Source organism: Limnoglobus sp. (genome assembly GCF_059499385.1).
In genome coordinates, this window is the sequence record NZ_JCABYM010000131.1 from 76,592 (window position 1) to 100,562 (window position 23,971).

Annotated in this window: 12 protein-coding genes; 9 read left to right on the top strand and 3 right to left on the bottom strand. The window is 63.7% G+C overall.

Annotation, left to right across the window (positions count from 1 at the left end; all coding sequences use genetic code 11):
• Positions 1-11: 11 nt before the first annotated feature.
• The 8 genes from AC5JJ2_RS23050 to AC5JJ2_RS23085 all read left to right on the top strand — a co-directional run bounded on the left by AC5JJ2_RS23050 (position 12) and on the right by AC5JJ2_RS23085 (position 16,097).
• Complete coding sequence (locus tag AC5JJ2_RS23050; protein ID WP_495860503.1) at positions 12-11,039, top strand: Ig-like domain-containing protein; 11,028 nt, start codon at positions 12-14, stop codon at positions 11,037-11,039.
• 439 nt (positions 11,040-11,478) lie between these two features.
• Positions 11,479-11,730 carry a hypothetical protein gene (locus AC5JJ2_RS23055; protein WP_495860386.1) on the top strand — a complete coding sequence of 84 codons (252 nt, stop codon included), beginning with the start codon at positions 11,479-11,481 and terminating at the stop codon, positions 11,728-11,730.
• Positions 11,730-12,176, top strand: a complete 447-nt coding sequence (locus AC5JJ2_RS23060) for a type II toxin-antitoxin system VapC family toxin (RefSeq protein WP_495860387.1) — start codon at positions 11,730-11,732, stop codon at positions 12,174-12,176. The genes AC5JJ2_RS23055 and AC5JJ2_RS23060 overlap by 1 nt, the downstream gene beginning before the upstream one ends.
• Before the next feature lie 351 nt (positions 12,177-12,527).
• On the top strand, positions 12,528-12,944 hold the full coding sequence (locus AC5JJ2_RS23065) for a type II toxin-antitoxin system VapC family toxin (RefSeq protein WP_495860388.1): 417 nt from the start codon (positions 12,528-12,530) through the stop codon (positions 12,942-12,944).
• Entirely contained in the window at positions 12,944-13,933 is a 990-nt protein-coding gene (locus AC5JJ2_RS23070) for a site-specific integrase (protein WP_495860389.1), read from the top strand. The genes AC5JJ2_RS23065 and AC5JJ2_RS23070 overlap by 1 nt, the downstream gene beginning before the upstream one ends.
• Before the next feature lie 2 nt (positions 13,934-13,935).
• Positions 13,936-14,097, top strand: a complete 162-nt coding sequence (locus tag AC5JJ2_RS23075; protein WP_495860390.1) for a hypothetical protein — start codon at positions 13,936-13,938, stop codon at positions 14,095-14,097.
• A 207-nt stretch (positions 14,098-14,304) separates the two neighbouring features.
• Positions 14,305-14,745 carry a hypothetical protein gene (locus tag AC5JJ2_RS23080; protein WP_495860391.1) on the top strand — a complete coding sequence of 147 codons (441 nt, stop codon included), beginning with the start codon at positions 14,305-14,307 and terminating at the stop codon, positions 14,743-14,745.
• 41 nt (positions 14,746-14,786) lie between these two features.
• Positions 14,787-16,097: a S1 family peptidase gene (locus AC5JJ2_RS23085; protein WP_495860392.1), complete on the top strand. Its 1,311-nt coding sequence runs from the start codon at positions 14,787-14,789 to the stop codon at positions 16,095-16,097.
• A 579-nt stretch (positions 16,098-16,676) separates the two neighbouring features.
• Here the strand turns inward: AC5JJ2_RS23085 and AC5JJ2_RS23090 are convergent.
• Both AC5JJ2_RS23090 and AC5JJ2_RS23095 read right to left on the bottom strand, forming a co-directional pair.
• A complete protein-coding gene (locus AC5JJ2_RS23090) occupies positions 16,677-19,007 on the bottom strand; it encodes a hypothetical protein (RefSeq protein WP_495860393.1) in 2,331 nt (776 codons plus the stop codon).
• A gap of 5 nt (positions 19,008-19,012) precedes the next feature.
• On the bottom strand, positions 19,013-20,119 hold the full coding sequence (locus AC5JJ2_RS23095; RefSeq protein WP_495860394.1) for a hypothetical protein: 1,107 nt from the start codon (positions 20,117-20,119) through the stop codon (positions 19,013-19,015).
• A 376-nt stretch (positions 20,120-20,495) separates the two neighbouring features.
• Here AC5JJ2_RS23095 and thyX point away from each other — a divergent pair, with 376 nt between their 5' ends.
• Positions 20,496-21,392, top strand: a complete 897-nt coding sequence (gene thyX, locus AC5JJ2_RS23100; RefSeq protein WP_495860395.1) for an FAD-dependent thymidylate synthase — start codon at positions 20,496-20,498, stop codon at positions 21,390-21,392.
• Positions 21,393-22,845: 1,453 nt separating this feature from the next.
• Here thyX and AC5JJ2_RS23105 read toward each other — a convergent pair.
• Positions 22,846-23,943 carry a chymotrypsin family serine protease gene (locus AC5JJ2_RS23105; RefSeq protein WP_495860396.1) on the bottom strand — a complete coding sequence of 366 codons (1,098 nt, stop codon included), beginning with the start codon at positions 23,941-23,943 and terminating at the stop codon, positions 22,846-22,848.
• Positions 23,944-23,971: the final 28 nt, after the last annotated feature.

A 23,971-nucleotide genomic window follows, 5' to 3' on the forward strand; every position in this document is an offset into this window, starting at 1 on the left:
AGCCGTCGGACGTGGGCGGCGAGCCGATCGAGCCCGGAGCGGCCAACAAAGTTCCGGTAGCGACCGACGACACAGCCTCTACTGCCTTCGGTACGCCCGTCCTGATTGACGTTCTCTCCAACGACGCCGACCCAGACGGCCACGCCCTGACGTTGGCCGCGGTCGGCGTGCCAGGGCACGGCGCGGCCCGCATCGTCGGGAGCCGCGTGGAGTACACACCGGCCGCCGGGTTCTCGGGCAGGGACACGTTTTCGTACTCGGTCAACGACGGCTTCGGGGGGGCGGGCACGGCGAGCGTAACAGTTACCGTGGCTGGCCCGGCCGTCCCGCCGGCAGGCAACCGGTCCCCCATAGCCACCGACGACGCGGCGATGACCGCGTTCGAGACGCCGATTTTCCTCGACGTGTTGGCGAACGACGCCGACCCGGACGGCGACCCGCTTGTCGTTTCGGTCGTAGACGGGCCGACCCACGGGACGGCGCGGGTCGTCGGGTCGAAGGTGGAGTACACGCCGGTTGCCGGGTTCTCGGGGGCAGACGCCTTACGATACGCCGCCGACGACGGGCGGGGCGGGACGGCGGTGGCGACCGTCGCCGTGACGGTCATGCCGCGGCAAGCGGACTTCACGGCCTGGACCGCCGCCGAACGGGGCGGGTCGGCCGGCGTCCGGGGGGGCGTGACGGTCGCCCCCGATGCGGCGGTGTTGCGGGAAGGGGACTCGTTCGTCACCTCGTTGTCGAAGTCGTTCGTCGTCCCGGCGGTCCCGGTGACGGTCTCGTTCACGTACTCCGCGCTTGCCTTCGACGGCACGGCCGCCGGGCTGGTCAACGACGCGTTCGAGGCGGCGCTCGTCGATCGCGACGGCCGCCCGCTCGTGACCGCCTACGCGGGCGGGCGGGACGCCTTCTTCAACGCGACGCACGGGGTTGCCGCCGCGACCGGGGCCGATGTTTCGGAACAGGGCGGAACGGTCTCCATCGACCTGTCCGGCGTGCCGGCCGGAACGGTCGCCACGCTCATCATACGGCTCGTGAACAACGACGCCGACACGGGGTCGGTCGTGACGGTCACCGGATACTCGCTCCCGCCCGCCGACCGGGGCGACGCCCCGGTCAAGTTCTTTGTCGTGGACGCCGGGTCGGATCGGGCGTCCCGGCACGGCGTCGAAGGTCTCGCGGCCGGTGCCTTCCCGCTCGCCGGGTCCGAGCCGCGGGGGGTGGCGAGCAACCCGGCGGGCGACCGCGTCTGGGTGGTGGACGCCGGGAAGGATCAAGTCGCGGTGTACGACGCGGGCGGGACCGCAAAGGGCTCCTGGACGGCGGCCGACGCGGGTGACCCGCAAGGCGTTGCCGTTCACGACGGCGACCTCTGGCTCGTTGACCGCGGCTCTCGCCGCGTCCTGCGGTACGACGGCGGGGCTGTCCGTACCGCAGGCACTTCGGCTGCGTCGTCCGCGTTCGACCTAGTCCCGGACAACACCAGCCCCAGCGACCTTGTCACCGACGGGGCGACGGTCTGGGTGACCGACGACGCGCGGAAGGAAGTGTTCGTGTACGACGGTTCCGGGACCCCCCTCGGCCGTTGGACCCTCGACGGGGACAACGCTGCCCCGTCCGGTATCACGCGCGACCCGACCGGGGGGACCGACCTCTGGGTACTCGACCGTGACGCGAAACGAGTCTTCCAGTACGCGGCCGGGACCGACCTCCGATCCGGGGCGGCGGTAGCGGACGGCACGTTCGATCTGGCTCCCGGGGCGGTTGCACCGGAGGGGATCGCCGACCCGCCGGTCCTGACGATTTCGAGCCCGCCGGATCGCACCACGTTGCCGATTGGGTCGAAACTCGTCATCAACGGCTCGGCCGTCCCGTCGGAAACGCGAGACGCGACCCCGGCCCCGATTTTGACCTTCGAGGAAGTCGGCGGCTCACCGCTTCCCGAGGGCACGTCCGTTGCCGACCAATACGCCTCCGAATTCGGGCTGAGGTTCTCGACTAACGGCCCCGCGTTCCCGTTCATCGTCCATGAGGGCGGCCCCAAGATCGCGTACGCGGGGCCGCCGGGGGGTTCCGCACCGGACACACCGGCCGACGGCCAGGGGGTCGGGGGCCGGTTCTTGTCGTTCGCACCCGGCCCGGACGGTCGCCTGCCCCAACTCCATATCGACTATGCAACCCCGGTCGCCCGCGCGAGCGGCCACATCCTGGACATCGACGGCCGCGAGTCCAAACTCACCGTGTTCGAATCGGTAGGTACACCCGGTTACTACAACCAATCCCTTGGCAGGATATTGGACGGCACTTCTGAACTGTTCCCGGTCGAATTCGACCCGTTCCTCCCGAATGCCCCCGAACCGGACTTGACGCCTGCCGCAGCAATTCTCGGGAACTGGCTGAACCCGTCGCCGTTGCCGCTCAACGAGAACTGGTCGTTCCAGCCGATCCCTATCGGCTGGCCCGTCTCCACCGAAACCGCCGTCGTGTACGAGATCGACGGCGGGCCGGGCGGGATCAAGAACCTGACCGGCAGCTTCGGGGTCGATAACGGCCTCTTCGTGTGGGTGAACGGCGTTTACAAATTCGGCGCGCTCTCCCCCGGATCGTATAGCACCGATGAATACCCGAATATTCCCCTCGGGGACCTGAAGCCCGGCAAGAACTACCTCCAAATCCTCCGGGAGGACCACGGGCTGACGAACGGGTTCTACGTCCGAATCGAAGGGGAATTGATTCCCGCCGAGAGTTGGCTGATCGAGGCGTTGAACCAGGACGGCGTCGTGATCGACCAGACGACGGCCGGACCCAGTACCAAGAACGCCGGAGACGGGCTTGCGACCTCGTGGGGGTTCACTCACGGCCAGGCCGACATCTCGCGGGTCCGAATCACCTACGCCGGGACCGTCACGGGAGACCCGGACTTCGCCTTCGACAACATCGCGGGCGTGCCCGATTCCACGGCCCGAGCCGCCGACATCGTCGCGATGACCGTCAACGGGAGTCCCGTAGCGTCACTCGACCCGGCGGGCAACTTTTTCGACCGGGTGACGATCGGGCCGGGAGAGAACCGGTTCGACGTGACCGCGTACGATTCGCTGGGCGAATCGACAACGCGATCGGTCACTCTGATTGGCTCACAACGGGGGGGTGTTGACCAGACGCAACTCGTTGACCTGTCGGCCACGTTCAAGGCCGAGTACGCCCGCACGTCGTTCGACGCGGTTTCGCGGTCGCTTTACGCGCAAGTCGCGGTACGGAACCTGGGCAGCTACCCGGCGCCCGTCCCGCTCTACGTGGGCGTTCGGAACATCAGCGACCCGAAGGTCCGGGTGCTGAACCCGGCCGGAGTGTTTGAGGACGGCACGCCGTACTACGACTTCACGGGACTGCTCTCCGGCGGTGCCACCCGCCTGGACCCGAGCGCGGCCACGGGCCAACTCGACCTCAGCTTTGCCGTGCCCGGCCGCAAGCAGTTCACATACGACTTGGTCTTCTTCGGCGTTCCGAATCGACCGCCGGCGTTTACGAGCGTGCCGCCGCTCGAAGCCCACCCCGGCAGAACCTACGGCTACGCGATCGACGCGACCGACCCGGACGGCGACACGGTCCGCTACTCGCTCGTGTCCGGCCCGGACGGGATGGCGGTCGATCCCGCCATCGGGGGCGTGACGTGGGTTCCATCCGTCGAGCAACTCGGCTCGTTCGACGTGACGGTCTGGGCCGACGACGGCCGGGGCGGGACGGCGGAACAGCGGTTCTCACTCGTCTCGACCGTGGCCCCGCCGAACCGCCCGCCGGTGTTCATGACCCTTCCCGGCGACGAGGCGACAGCGGGCGGGGAGTACCGGTACGACGCCGACGCGGTCGATCCGGACGGCGACACGCCGTCGTACTCCCTCGGCCAAGGTAGCCCTCCAGGAATGCAAATCGACCCAGGCACCGGCGTCATTACTTGGTCGCCGAGTAACGCTCAAATAGGCGACGCGGCCGTCACCGTCGTAGCGGACGACGGGCGTGGCGGTGTTTCAAGTCAGGCGTTCAACGTCTGTATCGAGGCAACAGGCAACCGCCCCCCGGTGATCGTCACCGAGCCGGTGCAACAAGCATTCGCAGATGGAGAAACGATACCAGGGGACAAACTGGTAAGGACATACACCTACGACGTCGAGGCGCTCGACCCGGACGGCGGGTTGACGAAATACTCGCTAACGGAAGCTCCCTCCGGGATGATGATCGACGCCGAGACGGGTTTGATCCAGTGGATGCCCGGCCGCACGACAAACCTCGTCCGCAACCTCGACTTCTCTTCTGGCCTACTCGACTTCACGTCGGCCCTCCAATTCAGCCCGTCGAGCGGTTGGGACGATGGCATTTACACAATCATAAACAGCCCTTTCCCGTGGCACCCTTGGGCGGCCGATTTCGGGGATCACACCACCGGCACCGGGCCGATGATGGTAATCAACGGATCGTCCACTCCTGACGCCCTCGTCTGGCAACAAGACGTAACTATTAAACCGGAAACGAACTACGAGTTCAGTTTCTGGGCACGATCCTGGACGAGCGGCGCTCCTGGCAAGCTTCAATTGGCGGTGAACGGGGCCGCCGTTGGTGCCGAGTTGACGTTGCCGACAGACACAGGCCGGTGGGTCCGATACTCGGGGCTCTGGCGGTCGGGGATCTCGCAAACGGCTACCATTTCGATCCGGAATGCCGAATCCGCTTTCTCTGGGAATGACTTTGCGATCGACGACATCGGATTTTCCGAGACATTCGTGACAAATCAACGGGTTCCTGTCTCGGTTCGAGTAGATGACGGGCGGGGAGGAAGTGACAAGCAATCGTTCTCGGTTACTGTCACGGATTCTGCACCGCCATCTCCTCTGCCAGCAATCGATCCGAACCTCGCGACCAACGACGCACCGGCTTGGGCTACCGACGAATTGCCCGAGGCCGAGGTCCGCACCAACTATCGCTTCGCGCTGCCGGTCGTCGATCCCGATGGCGACTCAGTCGCGTACTCGGTAATCTCCGGGCCCGACGGGTTGCTCGTCCACCCGACGCTCGGCGTTCTCGCGTGGTTCCCGCTCCGCAACCAGGTAGGTACACACCAAGTCGTTGTCCTGGCGAAGGAGGATCACGACAACGTCACGGTCAAGTCGTTGGAGGTCACGGTCCGCTCGCCAAACACGCCCCCGGTTGTGGTCTCGATCCCCCCATCGGGACTGGCCTCCGTCGGATCGCCCTTTGTCTACCAAGTCGTCGCACAAGACGCCGAACAGCCCGCGGTCGGTTTTTCTCTCGTCGATCCGAGCGCCGGCATGTCGGTCGATGCGACCGGGTCATTCACCTGGACTCCCACGGCGAGCGACGTCGGGACGAATGCGGTCACGGTTCGCGTGACCGACGGCGTGGGAGGGGTGACGGACCACGTTTTCACGCTCGTCATTGCTACGAGTCCTTTGAACGCAATCCCGGACGCGAAATTAGAAGCCAGAACCACCGCGTGGCTCGGTCAGGAGTTAGTCGGCCGGGTGGTCGCATCCGACCCGGACGGCGACCCGCTCACTTATTCGCTCGTGGCCGCGCCGCCGGGTCTGTCAATCGAAGCCACCGGCGTTATCCGTTGGCTACCCGGCAACAATTCCGCGTTGCCCATCCCACTCGAAATCAAGGTATCCGACGGACGCGGGGGGGAGCTGACGCTGTCGGCCGAACTAACCGTACTGACGAACGGCTCGAACGCGGCCCCCGTCGTCACGTCCGTGCCGCGGACGGTCGCCACTGCGGACGCCCTCTACGGGTACGACCTCGTCGCCCGCGACCCGGACGGCGATCCGGTCTTGTGGGAGTTAGTGACCGGCCCGCAAGGGATGTCCCTCGACGCGGGGCGGGGGACGCTCCGCTGGGTGCCCGAACACGACCAGACCGGCTCGTTCGTAGTGACTGTTCGCGCGACCGACGCCTACGGTGCCTCGGCCGAGCAAACGTTCACGGTTTCCGTCTCGTGCGTCAACCAGCCGCCCCGGATTTCATCGGTCCCTGTGACGACCGCGAACGCGAACTTCGTTTACGCCTACGCCGTCCGCGCGAGCGACCCAAACAACGACCCGCTCACGTTTGCCCTCGACCAGTCCCCGGCGGGCATGGCGTTCTTGCCCGGAACGAGCATCATCCGGTGGGTGCCGACCGCGGCCCAGGTCGGCCCGCAAGCCGTGACCGTCCGAGTTACCGACCGGGCGGGGAACGTCACTACCCAGACGTTCACCGTAATCGTCGAGGCGACGGCCCCCAACCGATCGCCCTTGATCACGTCCCCGGCCCGGACGGTCGCCACGCTCGGGACGGCCTACGAGTACGCGGTCGCGGCCTCCGACCCGGACGGCGACCCGCTGGCGTACCATCTCCTCGCCGGTCCCGACGGCATGACGATCGACGGGGAGACCGGGGTGGTGGTCTGGCCGAACCCGGTCGCCGGGACAACGACCGTCTCGGTCGCCGTCACGGACGGCCGGGGCGGGCGCGGCGTGCAAACGTTCACCCTCACGGGCCGGGCGAACCAAGCCCCGGCCCTCGCCGCCGTCCCGAACCAGTCCGTAGCGGCGGGCGCGCCGTTCCGGTACGGGCTGACCGCAACGGACCCGGACGGGGACGCGATCACCTACCGGCTCGTCCAAGCCCCGGCCGGGATGACGGTCGATGACTTCGGCCGCGTCGTCTGGCAATCGAGCGGTCCACCGCGGGCCGAGACCGTTACCGTCGCCGCGACCGACATCGGCGGCCTCTCATCTTCCCGCACCTTCGTCCTCACGCTCACGCCGGACGCGCAAGCCCCTCGCGTCAGCCTGTTCGTCAGCCCGAACGTGACGACCAAGGGGCAGGCCGTCACGGTCCAGGTCGCGGCCACGGACAACGTCGGCGTGACGGCCCTTGCCGTCGCCGTCGTCCAGGGCGGCGTCACGACGCCGTTGGCGCTTACTCCGCAAGGCCGGGCGACGTTCACCCCCTCTGCACTGGGAAGATACACGTTCGTCGCGACCGCGGCGGACGCGGCTGGCAATGAGGGGCGGGCCTCGGCCGAGCTGCGGGCGGTCGATCCGAACGACACGGCCGGTCCCGATGTGTCCTTCACACGGCTGGTCGAACTGCTACCGAACGGAAAGACGCGGGTGCTTGACCCGACCGCTGTGACGGCTTCGGTCGGCTCCTTGACAGACGTGTTCGCCACCATCCGCGACGCCGCCGGCGGCCTCGACACCTGGGTCGTTCGCGTCGCCCGCGCGGACCAAGTGGACTACCGGAACATCGACATCGACGCCCCCGCGTGGCGGACGATCGCGGCCGGGTCGGGCGAGATCGCGGACGGGAAGGTCGCCACGTTCGACCCGACGGCGCTCACGAACGACCGGTATGTCCTCGCCGTTGCCGCCTACGACGTGAACGGGCGAGGTACGGTCCGCGGCGTCGAGATCGACGTGGCGGGCGGGGTGAAGCTCGGCGAGTTCTCCCTGTCGTTCACCGACCTGTCGCTCCCGCTCAACGGCATCCCCATCGAGGTCACCCGCGTCTACGACTCCCGCGAGGCGGCCGCGAGCGGCGACTTCGGCTTCGGCTGGCGGCTCGGCCTCCGCAACGCCCGCATCCGCGAGACCGTGCCGCCGGGGGCGGGCAACGGCCTGTTCTCGGACGCCCAGCCGTTCCGCACCGGCACGAAGGTCTACCTCGACTTGCCGGACGGCCGCCGGGCCGGGTTCGCGTTCGCCCCGGAGTTCGGCGGCGGCGGGTTCTTCTTCAGCTTCTCGAACCCGAAGTTCGCCACCGACCCCGGCTTCGAGGGCTACCGGCTGGAGGTGGACGCCACGCCTATCTCCCAGCGAGCCGACGGCTCGTGGGGGACGCCGCTCTTCAGCCTCGACTACAACCCCAACGACTACCGCCTCGTCACGCCCGAAGGCCTGACGTACTTCTACAACCAGCAAGCGGGCCTTCAGAAGATCACCGATCAGAACAACAACGTCGTCACGTTCACCAGCGCCGGCATCTTCCACTCCGGCGGCCGGCACATTGACTTCGTCCGCGACGGCCAGGGCCGCATCACGTCCATCGTCGATGTCGCGGGCAAGTCGATCACCTACGGCTACGACGCCGCCGGCGATCTCCGCACCTTCGCCGATCAAACCGCCGCCACGACGAAGTTCGCCTACAACCCCGCCCGTGCCCACTACCTGGACACCATCACCGATCCCAGCGGTCGGCAGGCGGTGAAGACCGAATACGACGCCGCGGGCCGCGTCGTCGCCATTACCGATGCCAACGGCAACCGCGTTGTTCAGGAGTTCGACGCCGTCAACTTCCGCGAAACGATCCGCGACGCCCGCGGCAAGCCCACCATCCTCACCTACAACGAGCGCGGCAACGTCACGCGCAAGGAAACTCCGACGGACTTCGGCCCCGTGGTGGAGCAATTCTTCTACGAAGACCCGGCCAATCCGGACAAGGAAACCAAGATCATCAACCCGCGCGGCTTCGCCACCACGCGCTCATTCGACGCCCGCGGCAACCTACTCAACGAAACCACCGCCGACGGCACGACGAAGTACACCTACAACACCGCGAACAAGCTCACGAGCGTCGTCGACACCCTCGGCCGCACTACCGCCTACGACTACTCGGCGCAGGGCAACCTCGTCCGCGTCGTGAATCCGCTGGGGGACGATTCGCTCTTCACCTACGACAGCCTGGGCCGCGTCGCCAGCTACGAGGACTTCAGCGGCAACAAGACGATGTTCCTCGATTACTGCTCCTGCGGCCGGCCGCGGACGATCCAGAACCCGGACGGCTCCATCCGCACGCTTGAGACAAACGCCTTCAGCCAGATCACCAAGGTCACGGACGAAATCGGTAACGTCACGCAGAACTTCTACGACGATTTCGGCCGGCTCATCCGCGTCGTCGATGGCGTCGGGGCTGAAACGAAATACGACTACCAGCCCGGCTCCGCGAACGTCACCAAGATCACCGATCCCCTCGGCAACGTCACCGAATACAAGTACGATGGCGCGAACAACAAAACCCAGATTATCGACGCCGAGGGCGGCGTCACCATCTTCGGCTACGACAAGGCGAACAATCTCACGAGCGTCACCGATCCGGTGAACAACGTCACGAAGTTCGTCTACGACCAAGCCAACCGGCTCAAGGAAGAAATCGACCCGCTTGGTAAGAGTCGGTTCTACACGCTGGATGCCGCCGGGAACAAGATCGCGATCCTCGACCGCAACAACAAAACGCGGACGTTCACTTTCGATGCCCTGAACCGCAACACGCAAGAGAACTGGCTCGCCGCGGACGGCTCCGTGGTGCGCGTCATCGCCAGCGCCTACGATAAGGCCGGGAACCTGCTCACCGCGAATGACCCAGACGCAAAGCTAAGCTACACCTACGACGCGCTAAACCGCGTGAAGACCGCCACGACCGAATACCCCGGCACGAGCGTACCAGTCACCACACTCACCTACGACTACGACGCCAACGGCAACCGTAAGAGCGTGGTGGACAACTTCGGCGTCCGCGTCGATTCCGTCTACAGTGACCGCAACGAACTACTATCCAGGACGATGCAGGGCGGCGGCGTCAGTGCCGCACGGGTGGAGTTCGAATATGCCGACAACGGCGAACGCAAGCTCCTCGAACGCTTCGCGGACGCCACCGGCACGACCCTGGTCGGCAGCACCAGCTACGCCTACTTCGCCAATGGCCTCTCGAAGACAATTACACACAAGAACGCTGCCGGCGGCACGTTGGTCAACTACGACTACCTTTACGACTTGGCCGGCCGCTTGAAGAGCGAAGTCCACCACGGCGACACGTACCAGTACGGCTACGATAAGACCGGCCAGTTCTTGACGGTGAACAAGGGCGGCTCGCTGTTCGAGAGCTTTACTTACGACAAGAACGGCAACCGCAAGACCAGCACCGGCCCAAACGGGGACCAGACGTACGCCCCAGCCGGTGCGGGCAACCGGTTGCTGAATGACGGTCAGAATACCTACTCCTACGATGGTGAAGGCAACCTCAAGACGAAAACGAAGATCGCAACCGGCGAAGTTACTGATTACACGTGGGATAATAGAAGTCGTCTTGTATTAGTGGAAACTCGATCCCAGGGTGGAATCATCATCAACACAACGTCCTATCGATATGATTCGACTGATCGACGTATTTCACAAGTTGGCAACGGAACGCCCATCTTTAGCTCGTATGATAAGGACTCAGTATGGCTCGACACCAACGCTGCAGGTGTGGCAACGTCTCGATACATCTACAGTGATCGTATTGACGAAATATTGTCATCAGTAACAGCGAATGCCGATCGCAAATGGCAGCTTTCAGACAAGCTAGGGACGCTACGTGATATTCAAGGAAACAACTCATTGATTCTTAACTCTACGTCGTACGCCTCATTTGGAGCCGTGCTATCGCAGTCCAACTCGAGCGTAGCGGAAAGATTTGGTTACACCGGTCGCGAAATAAGCCCTGCCGGTGTTTACTACTACAGAGCGAGATATTACGACCCACTGCTGGGCAAGTTCATGAGTAACGATCCGCTCGGCTTTTTCGGGCCCGACGCCAGTCTGAACAGGTATGTTAACAACAGTCCTAATAACTTCAACGATCCTTACGGCCTTGCCGCATTGCCAGAGTACTCGCTATTGCAAAAAACAGTCATCAACGGCTTCATCGGCGCAGCACTCGGATTGAAATACAAGGTGATCTGCAAAGTGATTAATGGCGACAGCGTGACTGGCAAGGATGTGGTAGTCGGCACCCTAATTGGTCTTGGTGCCGGAGTTGCCTTCCCGTTGCTATCCGCAGCCTTTGCAACAGGCGCTACCGCACCGTATTTGGGCGGCATTCTCAACGCATTATCCACATTTTTCGGCAAGGCATTCATACGCAATACGACGATCGGGACATTGCTGCCCACGAACTTGCAAGCTTTTAACTGCGTGCTCTTTGGCGACGCCCCATATTTAGGGTGATTATATACCCGTCCGGAACCTGGTGGGGTTTTATTGCCCCATCACCTTGCCGATTGCATAGGATAACAATGCTGCGGCCAATGGATTAAATACTGCTATGCACATAATTAGGCTGTCCCCTTTAACGCCGGCAACCAGTATGGCAGCAGTGTCTAGGACGATTGAAATCATGCACCAAGATATCACATAGAACGTTTTCATTTATTCATTTCTTACATAGCAGGCTTTACAAGACAAGTGGCGTATTCTACATCTCATGACTTATGCGACTTCCGATAAGCTACCCTTATCGGAACACTGAGAACAGGGTTTGGGAAGCGGTAAAGAGGTTCGATTCCCGTGCCGATTTCATGACTTCCGATCGCGCCGCAATGTACAAATCACTTCCCAATTTTCTTGCCTTGTGAGATACTCAGAATCACGAGGCAAAGACGAGACCATGACAAAAATTGACACGCTTCAACTCCATTCCGAACTTCCCCGACTGGTCGAATGCCTCGGCCGGGGCGAACGCGTCCTCCTAACGGATGGCGGCCACCCCATCGGGATCGTCGTCCCCCCGGAGATCGATCAAGTCACAGACACGCAAAAGCTCGTCCGCGACATGCTGACGTGGCGTGAGCTTTACGGCCCGACGCTCGGCAACGGGCTGACCAACCGAAAGCTCGTCGAGGAAGGCCGAAAGCGCTGATGAAGCCCTTGAGGGTCCGGCCCGAACTGCAAAGGAAATTCGTCGTCGATTGCTCGGTCACACTGGTCTGGTTTTTCAAGGACGAACTCAATGCCTATGCCGACAACGTGCTGCAGGAGGCCGCGTCCTCCACGCTGGTCGTTCCCGGCCTCTGGACCCTGGAGTTGACCAACGCCTTGGTCGTCGGCGAGCGGCGTCGACGCTTCACGCGGGAACAGTCCCGGACGTTCCTGAACAATCTTTCCGCCCTCTCGTTCGAGATCGACCGGCTCTCGGATTCGGTCGCGTTCTCGGACACCATTCACCTCGCGCGGCACCACGACCTTTCCGCCTACGACGCCGGCTACCTCGAGCTCGCGATCCGGAGGAACATTCCCCTCGCGACGCTCGACAAGCGTATGCAATCGGCCGCGAAGGAGGCGAACGTCGAACTGTTCCGGCCGTGAAAACCGTGTCGAATGTCGAATCAGAACATGACACCCGCCTCCCTTGTCAAGAAAACTCTACGTGACAACTCGTCCCCATTTGAGGTATGATCGGGGTATGGGTCACGATCCTGTTTCGCCATCCAATCAAAGCACCTTGGACCTTTCCGGCCTCCCCGATTCGGTCGCCGAAGGCATTCGCAAACTGGTACAGACGCTCCGACAGAGTTCCCCGCGACCGGACGCGACGGGCGTCCCGTTCATCGGCCGATTTGCGACGCCCGGCGTGTCGATCGCGAAGGACGGCCTCGACCGGACACGACGCGAGTTGTGGGTGACGTTCCCCCGCGACCTCCCGGACCGCCCGCCGTCATGAGCGACGTGCTGGCCGACACGCACGCCCTGGTCTGGTCCCTGTTCGACCCGGACCGACTTTCCCAACCCGCTCTGAGCGCGCTCACGAGGGCCTCGCAGGTCGGTCGGATATTCATTTCCACCGTCACCCTCGTCGAGTTGAACTACCTCGCGGGTCGGCCGACGTTTCCCTACCCGGACGCCTTCACCCAAGTCCTCTCACTGGTGGCGAACCCGGGCGAGCCGCTCCAGGCCCTTCCCCTCTCGCCCGGCGTGGTACAGACGCTCGACCGCGTTCCGCGGGGCGAAGTGCCCGACATGCCGGACCGGATCATCGCGGCCACGGCCGTCTGCTACCGCCTTCCGTTGGTCAGTTCGGACGAGGCCGTCCGAAAGTCGGTCGGCCTCAACGCGCACGTCTCGGTGGTCTGGTGATGGAGGGCCGGTATCCCCACGACGAGCTGATTCAAGAACCCGGCGTCGCGGGGGTCCAAGTCCTGCGGTTGGAAGAGATCGGGGCGAAGGCGTCCGACTACCTGAAAAAGGCGAAGGCCCCGAACACGCGGAAGGCGTACCGGGCCGACTGGTCAGACTTCGAGGTCTGGTGCAAGCACTACGCCCGCCCGTCCCTCCCCGCCACGCCGGAGACGGTGGCCTACTACTTGGCCGACCAGTCCCAGTACCTCAAGGTCTCGACGTTGGAGCGACGGCTCGCCACGATCTCGGAGGCGCACAAGGCGGCCGGGTTGGAGCCCCCCACCCGGCACGTCCAGGTCCGTCTCGTCTGGGCGGGGATCAAGCGGGAGAAAGGGACCGCCCAGGCCCACATGAAGCCCGCCCTCACCCGCCACTTGCGGGCCATGGTCGCACACCTGCCCGACTCGCTCATGGGCTGTCGCGACCGGGCGTTGCTCCTTCTCGGGTTCGCCGGGGCGATGCGGCGGAGCGAACTGGTCGGCCTCGCCGTGAGCGACTTGGCGTTGACCGACGAGGGCCTCGTCGTCCACGTCCGCAAGAGCAAGACGGACCAGACCGGCGCGGGTCGGAAGCTCGGCATCCCGTTCGGCTCGAACGCGGAGACCTGCCCGGTCCGCGCCGTGCAGGCGTGGCTCGACGAATCCCGGCTGGACGACGGCCCCCTCTTCCGGGCCGTCTCCCGGGCCGGCCTCGTCGGCGAAAGGCAACTCTCGGACCGCGTGGTCGCGAACGTCGTCAAGCGGTCGCTCGTCGCGGCGGGGAAGTCGGCCCGGCGGTACGCGGGCCACTCGCTCCGGGCGGGCCTCATCACGCAAGCGGCCATGGCGGGCGTTTCCGAGCGGGCGATCCAGGACCAGTCGGGGCACAAGAGCCTACTGGTGTTGCGGCGGTACATCCGGGACGGGTCGCTCTTCCGCGAGAACGCGGCCGGGAAAGTGGGGCTGTGAGCATGACGGCGGAACTGCTCGAACCCGAACACAAGATGGCAAGGTTCGCCGGCACCTTTCCGTGCCTCGCCCAAGAGCCGTTCGTGACGCTCTGGGACGCGAACGGGCTCGACGCGTGGGCCGCGGAATCGCGGCTGTCGCACGGCGAACTCGTCACCGCGTGATTTCTCCTCGCCATTTGGGACCCGGCTCATGTGTGGCGGTGCGGTCGCTTGATCTCATGGAGGCGCTTCGCGTTTGGGACACAATCGGCGTTCTAGGCACACCGAGAGCACTCGCCGGTCGGCCGAGGTTTTTCAGTGTGCGGGAAAGATTTTCCGGTTACGCTCGAATCATCTGGTGGTAGCCCATGTTCAGCTTGGAGGGAAGCCGTGACTGACTTCCAATCGTTGATGTGGCTCCGTGGTACCGAGCGACTGCTCGTGGTGTTCGGCGGCCTCGGATTCGTGGTCTGTGGGATGCTTCTGTTCAAATGGGGTGTCGGCGGGCCGGCGAAGCTGATTGTCGAAGCGAAGGAATTCAAGGCCCAGTTGGTCAACGCAGCCCCTGGCCTCGTTGTGTTGCTGTTCGGTGCCGTGATGCTCGGGCTCGGAACCCTCAGGTCAGCGGAGTACAAGTCTGAACAGACATCGACAGGACAGAAGACGTCCGTGGAGTGGAAGTATAGCAGGGAGGAGATTGACGAGACCCGGAAATTCCTGCATCAGTTCAGCGGAAATGAGAACGAAAAGCTGACAGAGGCCGAAGTGAAACAGTTCCGCGAGCGGGCAGGTAAGCTACTGGCCAAGCTGAACGCTGATAAGGCTCCGTAGCGTCAGACTAGCTGCCCCAACACGACTGGAGGACACCTCGGATGCACGCACGACTTCTGACGGCAGCGACGGTGGTCATACTTGCCGTCAGCACCTCGGCTCTCGCCGCACCGCCCGCCCACCCTACCGATTGTGCACTCCGGTTCGTCGCCGCCAAGAGTGGCGGTGAGCGGGCAACGGGCACTGCTACCTACGTCTATCGCACCGACAACGGCCCGCACTACCTCGTGACCGCATACCACTGCCTGCACGAGGTCGATTTCGTGGCGGTTGAGGTGAACGAGAAGGGGGTTCCCGAATTCAAGCTCACGGATTTGGTGGAGAAGTCGTTCCTCTGCTCACCAGCGTCGGACCTATGCGTATTCAAGGTCACGCCAACCGGGAAAGCCAAGTTGGCTGAGTGCGGGCGACGGCCAGCGAAATTGGCCGACAATGCTCCACCGGCCGCGACGCATGTCGTGGCGGTAGGAAACCCAGTCATCGTCCTGCTCGGTGTGAATCAGGTCCCGTTCTCTTGGGTATCAGGAGCGACGGTGAGTCAGACCGGTAGCTTCGGTCAAAAAGTTGGCTCCGAGTATGCCGACGGAGATGCCCGGCTCACGCCGGTGGTCATGCTCGAGAGTCTGCAAATCACGCGAGGGTTTAGCGGTGGGCCAGTGCTCCGCAGCGCTTCCAATTTTACCAAGGACGACCGAGAAGTCGTCGGCATAGTCCAGGGTGGCGACCCCAAGAAGGAAAAGCTGAGCTGGTGCATCGCGGCGGAGCAGGTCGTCAAACTTATTGACTCTCAGGCAGACCAGTGGGAGGCTTACCCCCCGGCCGATCGGTGGAAACCACAACTTTTCAAGTCTACTGCCTACAGCCGGACGGCCGAAAGGCTGGTCGTTGGGTTCCCTCTGAAGTTCAGCACCCGAGACACCCTCAGCGATATGTACCGCTGGAAGATGGACACCGAGGTCACGATATCCGAGAACGGACGGCTCGACGCAAAGACAAGGACTTGGGCGACCCGGAACGTCGGGTTCACCGGGGAGGTCATCGTCTACCTTTGTGACGCGAGCGGAAATGTCTTGTGGCGAACCACCGCCCGCCACACCTACGCTCTTGACTTGCGCACTATGGATCGGACGGAAACCTGGAATGAGCAGGTTCCATCGAACGTGCTTGCCCGAGTGTCGAAGTGCCTCATTCACCACCAAAACAGTCCGAAACGTTTAGAGGACGCCCTCGGAATAGCGACGGTGCTGTTCGGAAATTCAGAGATCCGCCTCCTCAAGGACCTGGCCAAGGCGGAAGACATCCCTTGGGCGAGGGAGAGGGGCGGTAAGTCCAACTCACAACCGCAGCGGTGAACAACGACGATCCTGGTACAATCGCTCAGTCCACCGCTTCTCACCGCACAGCAAAGGCCGGTTCACATCATTCGATCGCGTCGGATGTGTCCCGTAAGCCGTTGAACGACACCGGTTCCGCTAACCCACTGGTCCGGCGAAAGCGTCAGCCCTTGGGGCCGGCCGTTCTCGACGGGCACGGCCGCGTCGCGCGCGTACAGCAGGCCGACTTGGTGGCCCGGTCGTAGACGAACACGGATTGGTCCCCGCACGCGTTCTCGAAGTAGCTGCGGTACACGTTCGGATCCGTGCTTCGATGCAGGTCGGCTCGGGGCCGTCCGGCACGGCTACATGGCGATTGCGCATGGTGAAGATCAGTTTCATATCCCCCTTGCGGTCGTTCCCTCGAACAGTACCACATCGGCCTGTTCGCCGGAAGTGATTCCTGCGGCCGGTTCGACCGGCGCGGTATGGCGGGGACGTTCGAGCCGTGTCAGTTCTTGTTGAGAAGCATCACGGTTAACTCCCGATCAACACGCTCTCGATCTTGAGCGTATTCGGAGCGCGGTGCGGCGTCGTGACGATGGTGGTGCGGAGTGCCTACTTCGCCTCCACCGCGTTCATGATCGCGAGCAACATTCGGAACCAGCGGTCCGTTCCCTGGAACTTCTCCAGTGTCGCACGTACCGTCTGCTTCGGCACCTTCCCGCTGATCGCCGCGTAGGCCAACTCGGTGACCGCCCCGGGATAAGTGCGGACGGGATCGGCAACTTCAAGTTTCACCTTAAACTTCTCGTCGATGCCCGGGTGCCGCACCTCGACGCCGTCGAAGGTGCGCAACAAAGAGGAAAGCAGGGTTGTCTCGAAGAACGAATCGTACACCATCCGCAAATCCGCATACTTGAACTCGATGCCGTCTCCCGTGGGCGAGTATCCGAAGAGAATTCGGCCTGCCAAATATAGGCGCTCCAAGACCCACCATTGACGCGCGAGTCTTCTGATCCGGCCTTCTCGCTTCGGCTTCTGGGTCTTTTTGGGGGCTCGGGATGAGTTACCCAGCTCCATCTTCATCGTCTGCGCGACGCAAGCCCCCGCCGCGAAGGCGGCGCGGATGTTGAGTGGCTCCTCTACGGTTCCGAAAAACGAATCGACCGCTTTCAGGTTCGGCTCCAGCCCGTGGTCTGCGGGTAGCATGAAGAACGGCCACTGCAGTGGCGTCTGGGTCAACTGCTCGATTCGAAGCCGGACCGACTCCCGGACCTCTTCGTCCTCCGGAAGAAGTCTTACGATCGACCGGAGGAAGTCACGCTCCTTGCACCAGGGGCAGTGCTGCTCCTCGGGCAAGAAGATCTTTTCGCCGTACGCGATTCTGACCCCTTCGTGGTCGCGGTAGCGTCGCTCCAGAGACTCCAGCAAGACGTCGTTCGCTGTCCGGGAGACCATGACGAAGATGCTGATCGACGGCCTCGCCCCGGCCGGCTGGGTTATCTTGTAAATCGCGCTTCTGAAGTTGAACAACGTCTCGCCCGTGACGATGGCGTCGTCCGCGATCAGGATCCGTTTCGCCCCCTGGAGTGGGCCGTTGAGGCTTTCCTCGATCTTCCCGGCAGGAACGGTCAAGGGCGTGAGCTTTTCGAACACCTCTTTACAGATCGCCGCGACGACGTGGCTGTTTTTGTGCTGCGGGATGAGGATCAGGTCCGGCGGCTCCGGTCGGCCAAGACTTCGGAGGGCCTCGAGGCATTTCTCCCTGAACCACTTATCCTCGGCCATTCTCGCCGTGTCGAGGAAGACACTAAAGTGCCTCTCGCTTTTCGGCGCTGTCCCGGAGTACTCAATGGTCTTGTGCAGTTCGACGGCATCCCTTCGGCTCACCATCGACCAGAATTTCGCCTTCTCCTTGGCCTTGGTTTGGCCGACGATCACCGCCTTCCAGTCGAGGTGCGGGATGAGTTCGTAAGTCTGGGGATCGACGTAGATCCGCGGGTGGGTAGCGCACTTCTCGCACGCCGCCGCCGGCCAGTTCTGGATTTCCACCGTCGCGAGGTCTTGCTTGCACGGCAGCTCGTCTGCCGTCGTCCGGCAGAGCACGATAATCGTGCTGTCGGGGATCATGTTGTGGAAGAGCTGGCACAGGCGGCCGCTCGAACTGACGCTGATCAGGAAGAGGTAGTTGAGAGGCTTTTCCCTGTCCTCTGCGTCGGTCACGAACGGCCTGTTTGTAATGGCCCTGATTCGTGCCGTCACATCGACTCGGTCTTCGGGGTATTTGTCGAGCGTGGCGATCTCGATTACGTGGCCGGCTACACGCTGGGAGTGCTCCCGAAGCCGAACCATCAGCGGCAACATCGACCCCGTGTCGCCGATGATCAGCGTGTCCCCGGTAATGGCCTCGACGAGCCAATCGAGAATCCGGTCGATGTCGTAGACGCTGCGAAGGGCGTCCGCCAGCCGGATGAACTTCTCGGCGTGCCGTTCCTGGTACGGGAGGACGTAGTGGTAGACGTCGGTCTCGTAGATCGCGCCGGTCCGCTTGAGGATACCTTCGACTTCGGCTTGGCGTAGCGCTTTCAAGTCGGGGACCCTGGCGGGGTCCTCCATTCCTGGGATCGGCATCCAGGTCGGCGACTTCATTTCGCCGGCCCGGCTGACAAGCGCGCCGCCCCGGAGTTGTTTGACGACGTCACCCACGACGACATCTGTCGCGACCGTGTTCACGAACTCCGGACCTCCACCTCGAAACACGACGACATCGTGCCTGCGCAAGAACCGCGCGAACGTCTCCCGGTACAGAGTTCCGATTGAATCGGACGTAGCCTCGAGCACGGGGTCGATCAGCAGGATGTTGTCTTCTTCTAAGTTGTCAAACCGCCACTCGAACACGTCCGGGGCCGGCTTCGTGTAGACCAACCGGACGTATGTGATGGGCATGGCTGTCAGTCCGAGAACAGGGTCGGCTGGCCGTCCCCTTCCTTGACGATGGGGATCAAGATGTCTAGCGTGGTTCCGGGCATGTATCCGAGCACCCCGCCCTCGAGGCGGAAGCCCGAACCGGAGTCATCCGTGCCGTCCAGGAACGCCAGCAGTCTGCCCGTGCGGAGGACCGCGAGGGCACGCAAGGAGCGTAGGCAGGTCTCGATGTACGTATACCCGAAGCCCGAGGCACCTCGGACTCGGCAATCCTGCGCCCTGAGCTTGACCGACGACCTGGTTCGGAGTGCGTCGCGTAACGATGCTTCTTCTTCGCCGACGGGCCCGTGATAGATGTCGAGGTTTTGGGCCTGGCGGGCTGCAATCCCGACCCCGTCGTCGTTGACGCACACCTGGACGAAATCGGTCCGGGCCCTCCTGGTTAGCGCCGCGAGTCGTTCTTCGTAGCCCCGGAGGCGACCCGTCGGATCTGGGTGCCCCTGGACGCTCTTGTAGTACCCGAGCAGGAAGTAGCTGACGATCTTGGAGCCCGACGGCAACGGTCGCTTCGCCGCGTGGTCGTAGGCGTTCTGAATCCCCTCGAACGCCAGCTTGATCACGTCCCGCAACCGGTCGCGATCGAAATTCGTTGGCCGGACGTTGACCTTCTTCAACGACGCAAGGAACGCGTCGCGGAACTGCTCCTCCCTCTCCGCGTCCACGCTCAAGCCTCGATGGAGCTCGCTGAAGATCACGGCGTTCTGGTCCGCTCTCGTATCCTTTGCGCCGTAGAAGCTCCGCACTTGGGCGGTGACGTCCGTCCCGTTCGCGAGGATTTTACCGGCATGAGCTGCGAGCGCGTAGCCTAAGCCCGATCGGGTGAACGCCCGAAACCAGTCCCCCTCGCCGAACGGCGGGACGCTCGCCTCGAGATGGTCGCCGGAGAACCGCCGAAGGGCATTCCCGATCCGCCAGCCGGTCCCGGGCGTCATGTAGGGGTAGCCGGAAATACGGAGCGAAACCGAGGTCCCATCCTTGGTGTCCGCCAACCGCGCGATCACCTCCTCGGCCCGCGCCGGGGTGACCTCCCCGCCCAGGCTGATCGCGACTGACGCCGTCAGCGTCCTTTCCATCGGGGTGCCCTCCCTGGCCCTCCGCCGGCCGCGGCCGCGCGGCCGAGTTCGCCACCTCCAACGTCGGATACCCAGTGCAAAGAACTCAAATTTTTACTTTTCTGGCAGATTCGGCACCGCCGATGACACCAGCCCAGACCCCGCAGTTTCTCGCGCCACGTGGGGCCGGGGCGGTTCGAAAGGAATGGGCAAGGCCGCGCACCCTACAATACAGCCGGCTGGGGAAGTCCCCAGCCGGTGGCGGGGTCTGCTGAGTTTGTGTTGCATTCGCCCACTCGATATGTTCACCTGAACACTATGTCGCGGGCGGTCGTAACGGCTTTTCCCACCGAAAGAACGGGCGCTGCGGAATGCCGGCGGCGCGAAGGGGGTCGAGATGAGCCAAGCCTCAGTTGAGTCTGGGATAACCGTCGAGAAGAAGCCGCCCGAGGGCGAAGTGTACGACGTGATGGGCGGCTCCGACCGCTGGGAGGTCAAGGTCCACGAGCACGGGCTCGTCGCCCTCCTCGACGTCATGCCCCGGTTCGCCCCGGTCGGCAAGACCGCCGACTTCGCCATCGTCCAGGCGGCCCGGGTGTCCTACGGGCACGGTACGAAGCAGGTCAACGAGGACCGCGGGCTGATCCGCTACCTAGCCCGCCACCGCCACACTACCCCGTTTGAGATGGTGGAGTTCAAGTTCCACCACGTCATGCCGATTTTCGTCGCCCGCCAGTGGATCCGGCACCGGACGGCGAACGTCAACGAGTACTCGGCCCGCTACTCGGTGGTGAAGGACCGCTTCTACCGGCCCTCGCTGGAAAGCCTGCGGCAGCAGAGCACGACCAACCGGCAGGGCGGCACCGAGCAGGTCGACTCGCTGACCGCCGATGAGTTCTACAAGTACCTCGACGAGGTCGAGGCCCACTACGCGGACTACCAGAAGATGCTCGACAAGGGCGTTGCCCGGGAGCTCGCCCGCATCGGGCTGCCGCTGAACGTCTACACCGAGTGGTACTGGAAGATCGACCTGCACAACCTGCTGCACTTCCTGTCGCTGCGCATGGACCCGCACGCCCAACAGGAGATCCGCGACTTCGCCAACGCCATGTTCGCACTCATCCAGCCCATCGTGCCGATCGCGGCCGAGGCGTTCATGGACTACAACTTCCACTCGCTCCGGCTATCCCGGCTCGAGATCGAGGCGCTCCGCACCGGCCAGCCGCTCGCGACGGACAACAAGCGCGAGCTGGCCGAGTGGGAGGATAAGAGGAAGCGGCTAGGGCTCGAATAACCCCCTGCCGCCGTGCTATCCTCGACTTGACGGCCGCGTGGCGGCGGCGCTAATCATCGGGCCGGCAACACCCGGGAGTGATCGCCGTTCACCCCGACCGCGGGGAGCCGCTGTGAGGCGACGGCCGGATGAACCACGCGCTGCACCATACCGCGGGGGCATGATTCGCCTCCGGCATCCACAGCTCACCGACGCCCCGCGGCTGCCGAGCTGTGGATGCCAGAGGCGGAGGGCACGGCGATGGGGGTCTCTGCGTTCGTACAAACCGAGCCGGTGGACGTGCCGCGGGGCACAGCCCGTGGATGCGGACGGATGGCAAGGACTTCGCCAGCGTCCTCTGCTCCCCGCGGTGCTGGAGGAACACGTTGGGGCCGACCTCGCCACCGCTGACGGAAACGGCGTCCCTTGAAGGGCACCGTCTCTCGCCTCGGGCCCTGACCCCGCGAACCGCCCGAGGTGGACGCCTATCGGATCGATCACCGGCGGTTCGCCGTCGGTGATGGGGCTCACGCAACATCAACCGGACAGCGCCGTGTCGCTGGTCAACGAGTTTCGGAGGATAGTCGGGTCCTTACGCTGCCAACGGTGTACGGAGACTTCCTGCCGACGGTCGAGTTCCGGTTGCGGACCGGGAGCCACGTGGGCCTCGCGTATGCGTGATTCACGGCGGTGAAACTCGCCGGCGGAACCATATCGCTCCCGTTCACGACAGGGACCGCGGTCACGATCCGAGGTCGAGACCTTCACGCACGCTACGTCGCGCTCGTGAGGCATCAAGTCGTGACCGTGACCGTGAACGAGGCCGACGAGCCGACGGTGCACCTCGTCCCGGAATCAACACCCGTGGTGTTGGTGATCGACGTGAAGACGTGATCGACCCCCCTTGCCTCTCGCCTCCGCAACATCGAGCCGTGCGACAGGCGTGGGGAAGTGAATTTAAAAGGGTTCGGGTTCGCGAGTGACACGAAGGACGCGGTGAGTAGTTTGACCTCTGGCTCCCGTGGGGATGCGGACAACGGCGACGGATTGATCGATGGAGAGAAACTCTCGGCCCTCCTCACGAGAAATCGTGTGCTTTCTCAACGAAAAATAATCACGGATGGCGTCGCGTGCTCGACAACGGCCGGGCCGACTCCCTAAATGACTCGGACAAAACCTCAGATACGGCCTATTATCAAGCGGCTTCGGGGGCCGGGTTGTTTACTGTTTCTGAATCGGGCCCGTATGTACGTATCGAATCGGGTGCCCTTCCAACTGGTCTGGGAGTTGGCCCCGAACCGCGGGGTCGGCGGTGGACAAGTGGACGGTCAACACCGCCTCCCCCGACGCAGTCGTTTCGATGTCCACGCCGCACACGCCCGGTTGACGAAGGAGGGAGGGCGAGTGACGCTTTTTCAGAGCCCGAATCTCGTTGAATGTGGCCATTGCTTGGCACCGTTTGCACGCCTGGCCGCTACGCCAGCTTGACCTTGAGCTTGGCGAGCACGTCGCCAATGTGATTGGCGAACGTCAAGCTCCCGTTCGTGGCCCCGGCGAAGAGGAGCCCGACCGCCTTGTTCGTCCCCCGCTCGAGGATCGCCGACCCCGAGTCGCCTGAGTCGCTAAAGCGCTGCCCGTTCAGGCCACGAATCGCGATCTGGTCCTCGAACATGACGTCGCCGACCTCGTAGGGGATCATGACGTCGAAGGCGACGCTGGACACGCGGCCCGCGCGGTACGAGGTGGTCCGGCCGAACTTGTGAACGATCATGTCCTTGGCCGCCGCGGCAGTCCCCTGCGGTGGGCCAATGAACAGGATATCCGCGATCGCTCCGCTCTGCGGGTCCAGCTCGGCGATGGCGCCGTCCACCGTATTGTCGGTCCGGTCTGCTCGGAGGTCAATCCACCGCGTCAGTTTCGCGATCTGGTCAGTGTTGGCGTTCCCGCCGTCAAGCAGCCCCGGTTGAAAGATCGGCGACCCCACCGGCAGGCCGACGCGGGTCGTGGTCCCGTCCGCCCCGACCCCGCTCTCGAAGGCGAGGACGTGATTGTTGCTCAAGACGTAGTGGACTCCGCCGGAGTCCTTCACGAGCAGTCCGAACGTCCCGGCCATGATGAACGCGTCGGCGGGCTCACGGAACCCGACGGAGGAGCCTGGCTGGGCGGGGCGGAACTTCGTCTGGGGGTTCGGAACACTGATCGTCCGGCCCCGCGCTTGGTCGCGGGTGCTTGCCTTCACCTGGGGCACGATCAGGCCTACCTCCTCGACATCCGTCTCGAACCCGCCTGCCATCTTAGGCAGCATGTCCTTCTTCGGGACAGCGCCGGTTGGGAGCTTGGACTTGACCAGGAACTTGACCGCTGGAACCCCGGTCGGCACGCCATCAACGTATTTCTCGTCGATCCCGACCCCGACCACGTTGTGCGTAGGCCTCGTGCTCCCCATCGCGCCCCGCGGGCGCACCGCAGACAGGGCGGTCGTTCCTCGTAGCAAGAACCGCTTGGACAGGTCGGCCTTCGCCTTGGCCAGGCCGTCGCGCTCGGAGCTGGACATGGCGGAGAACAGTTTCATTGGTCGTTCCTCATACGGGGGATTGGGC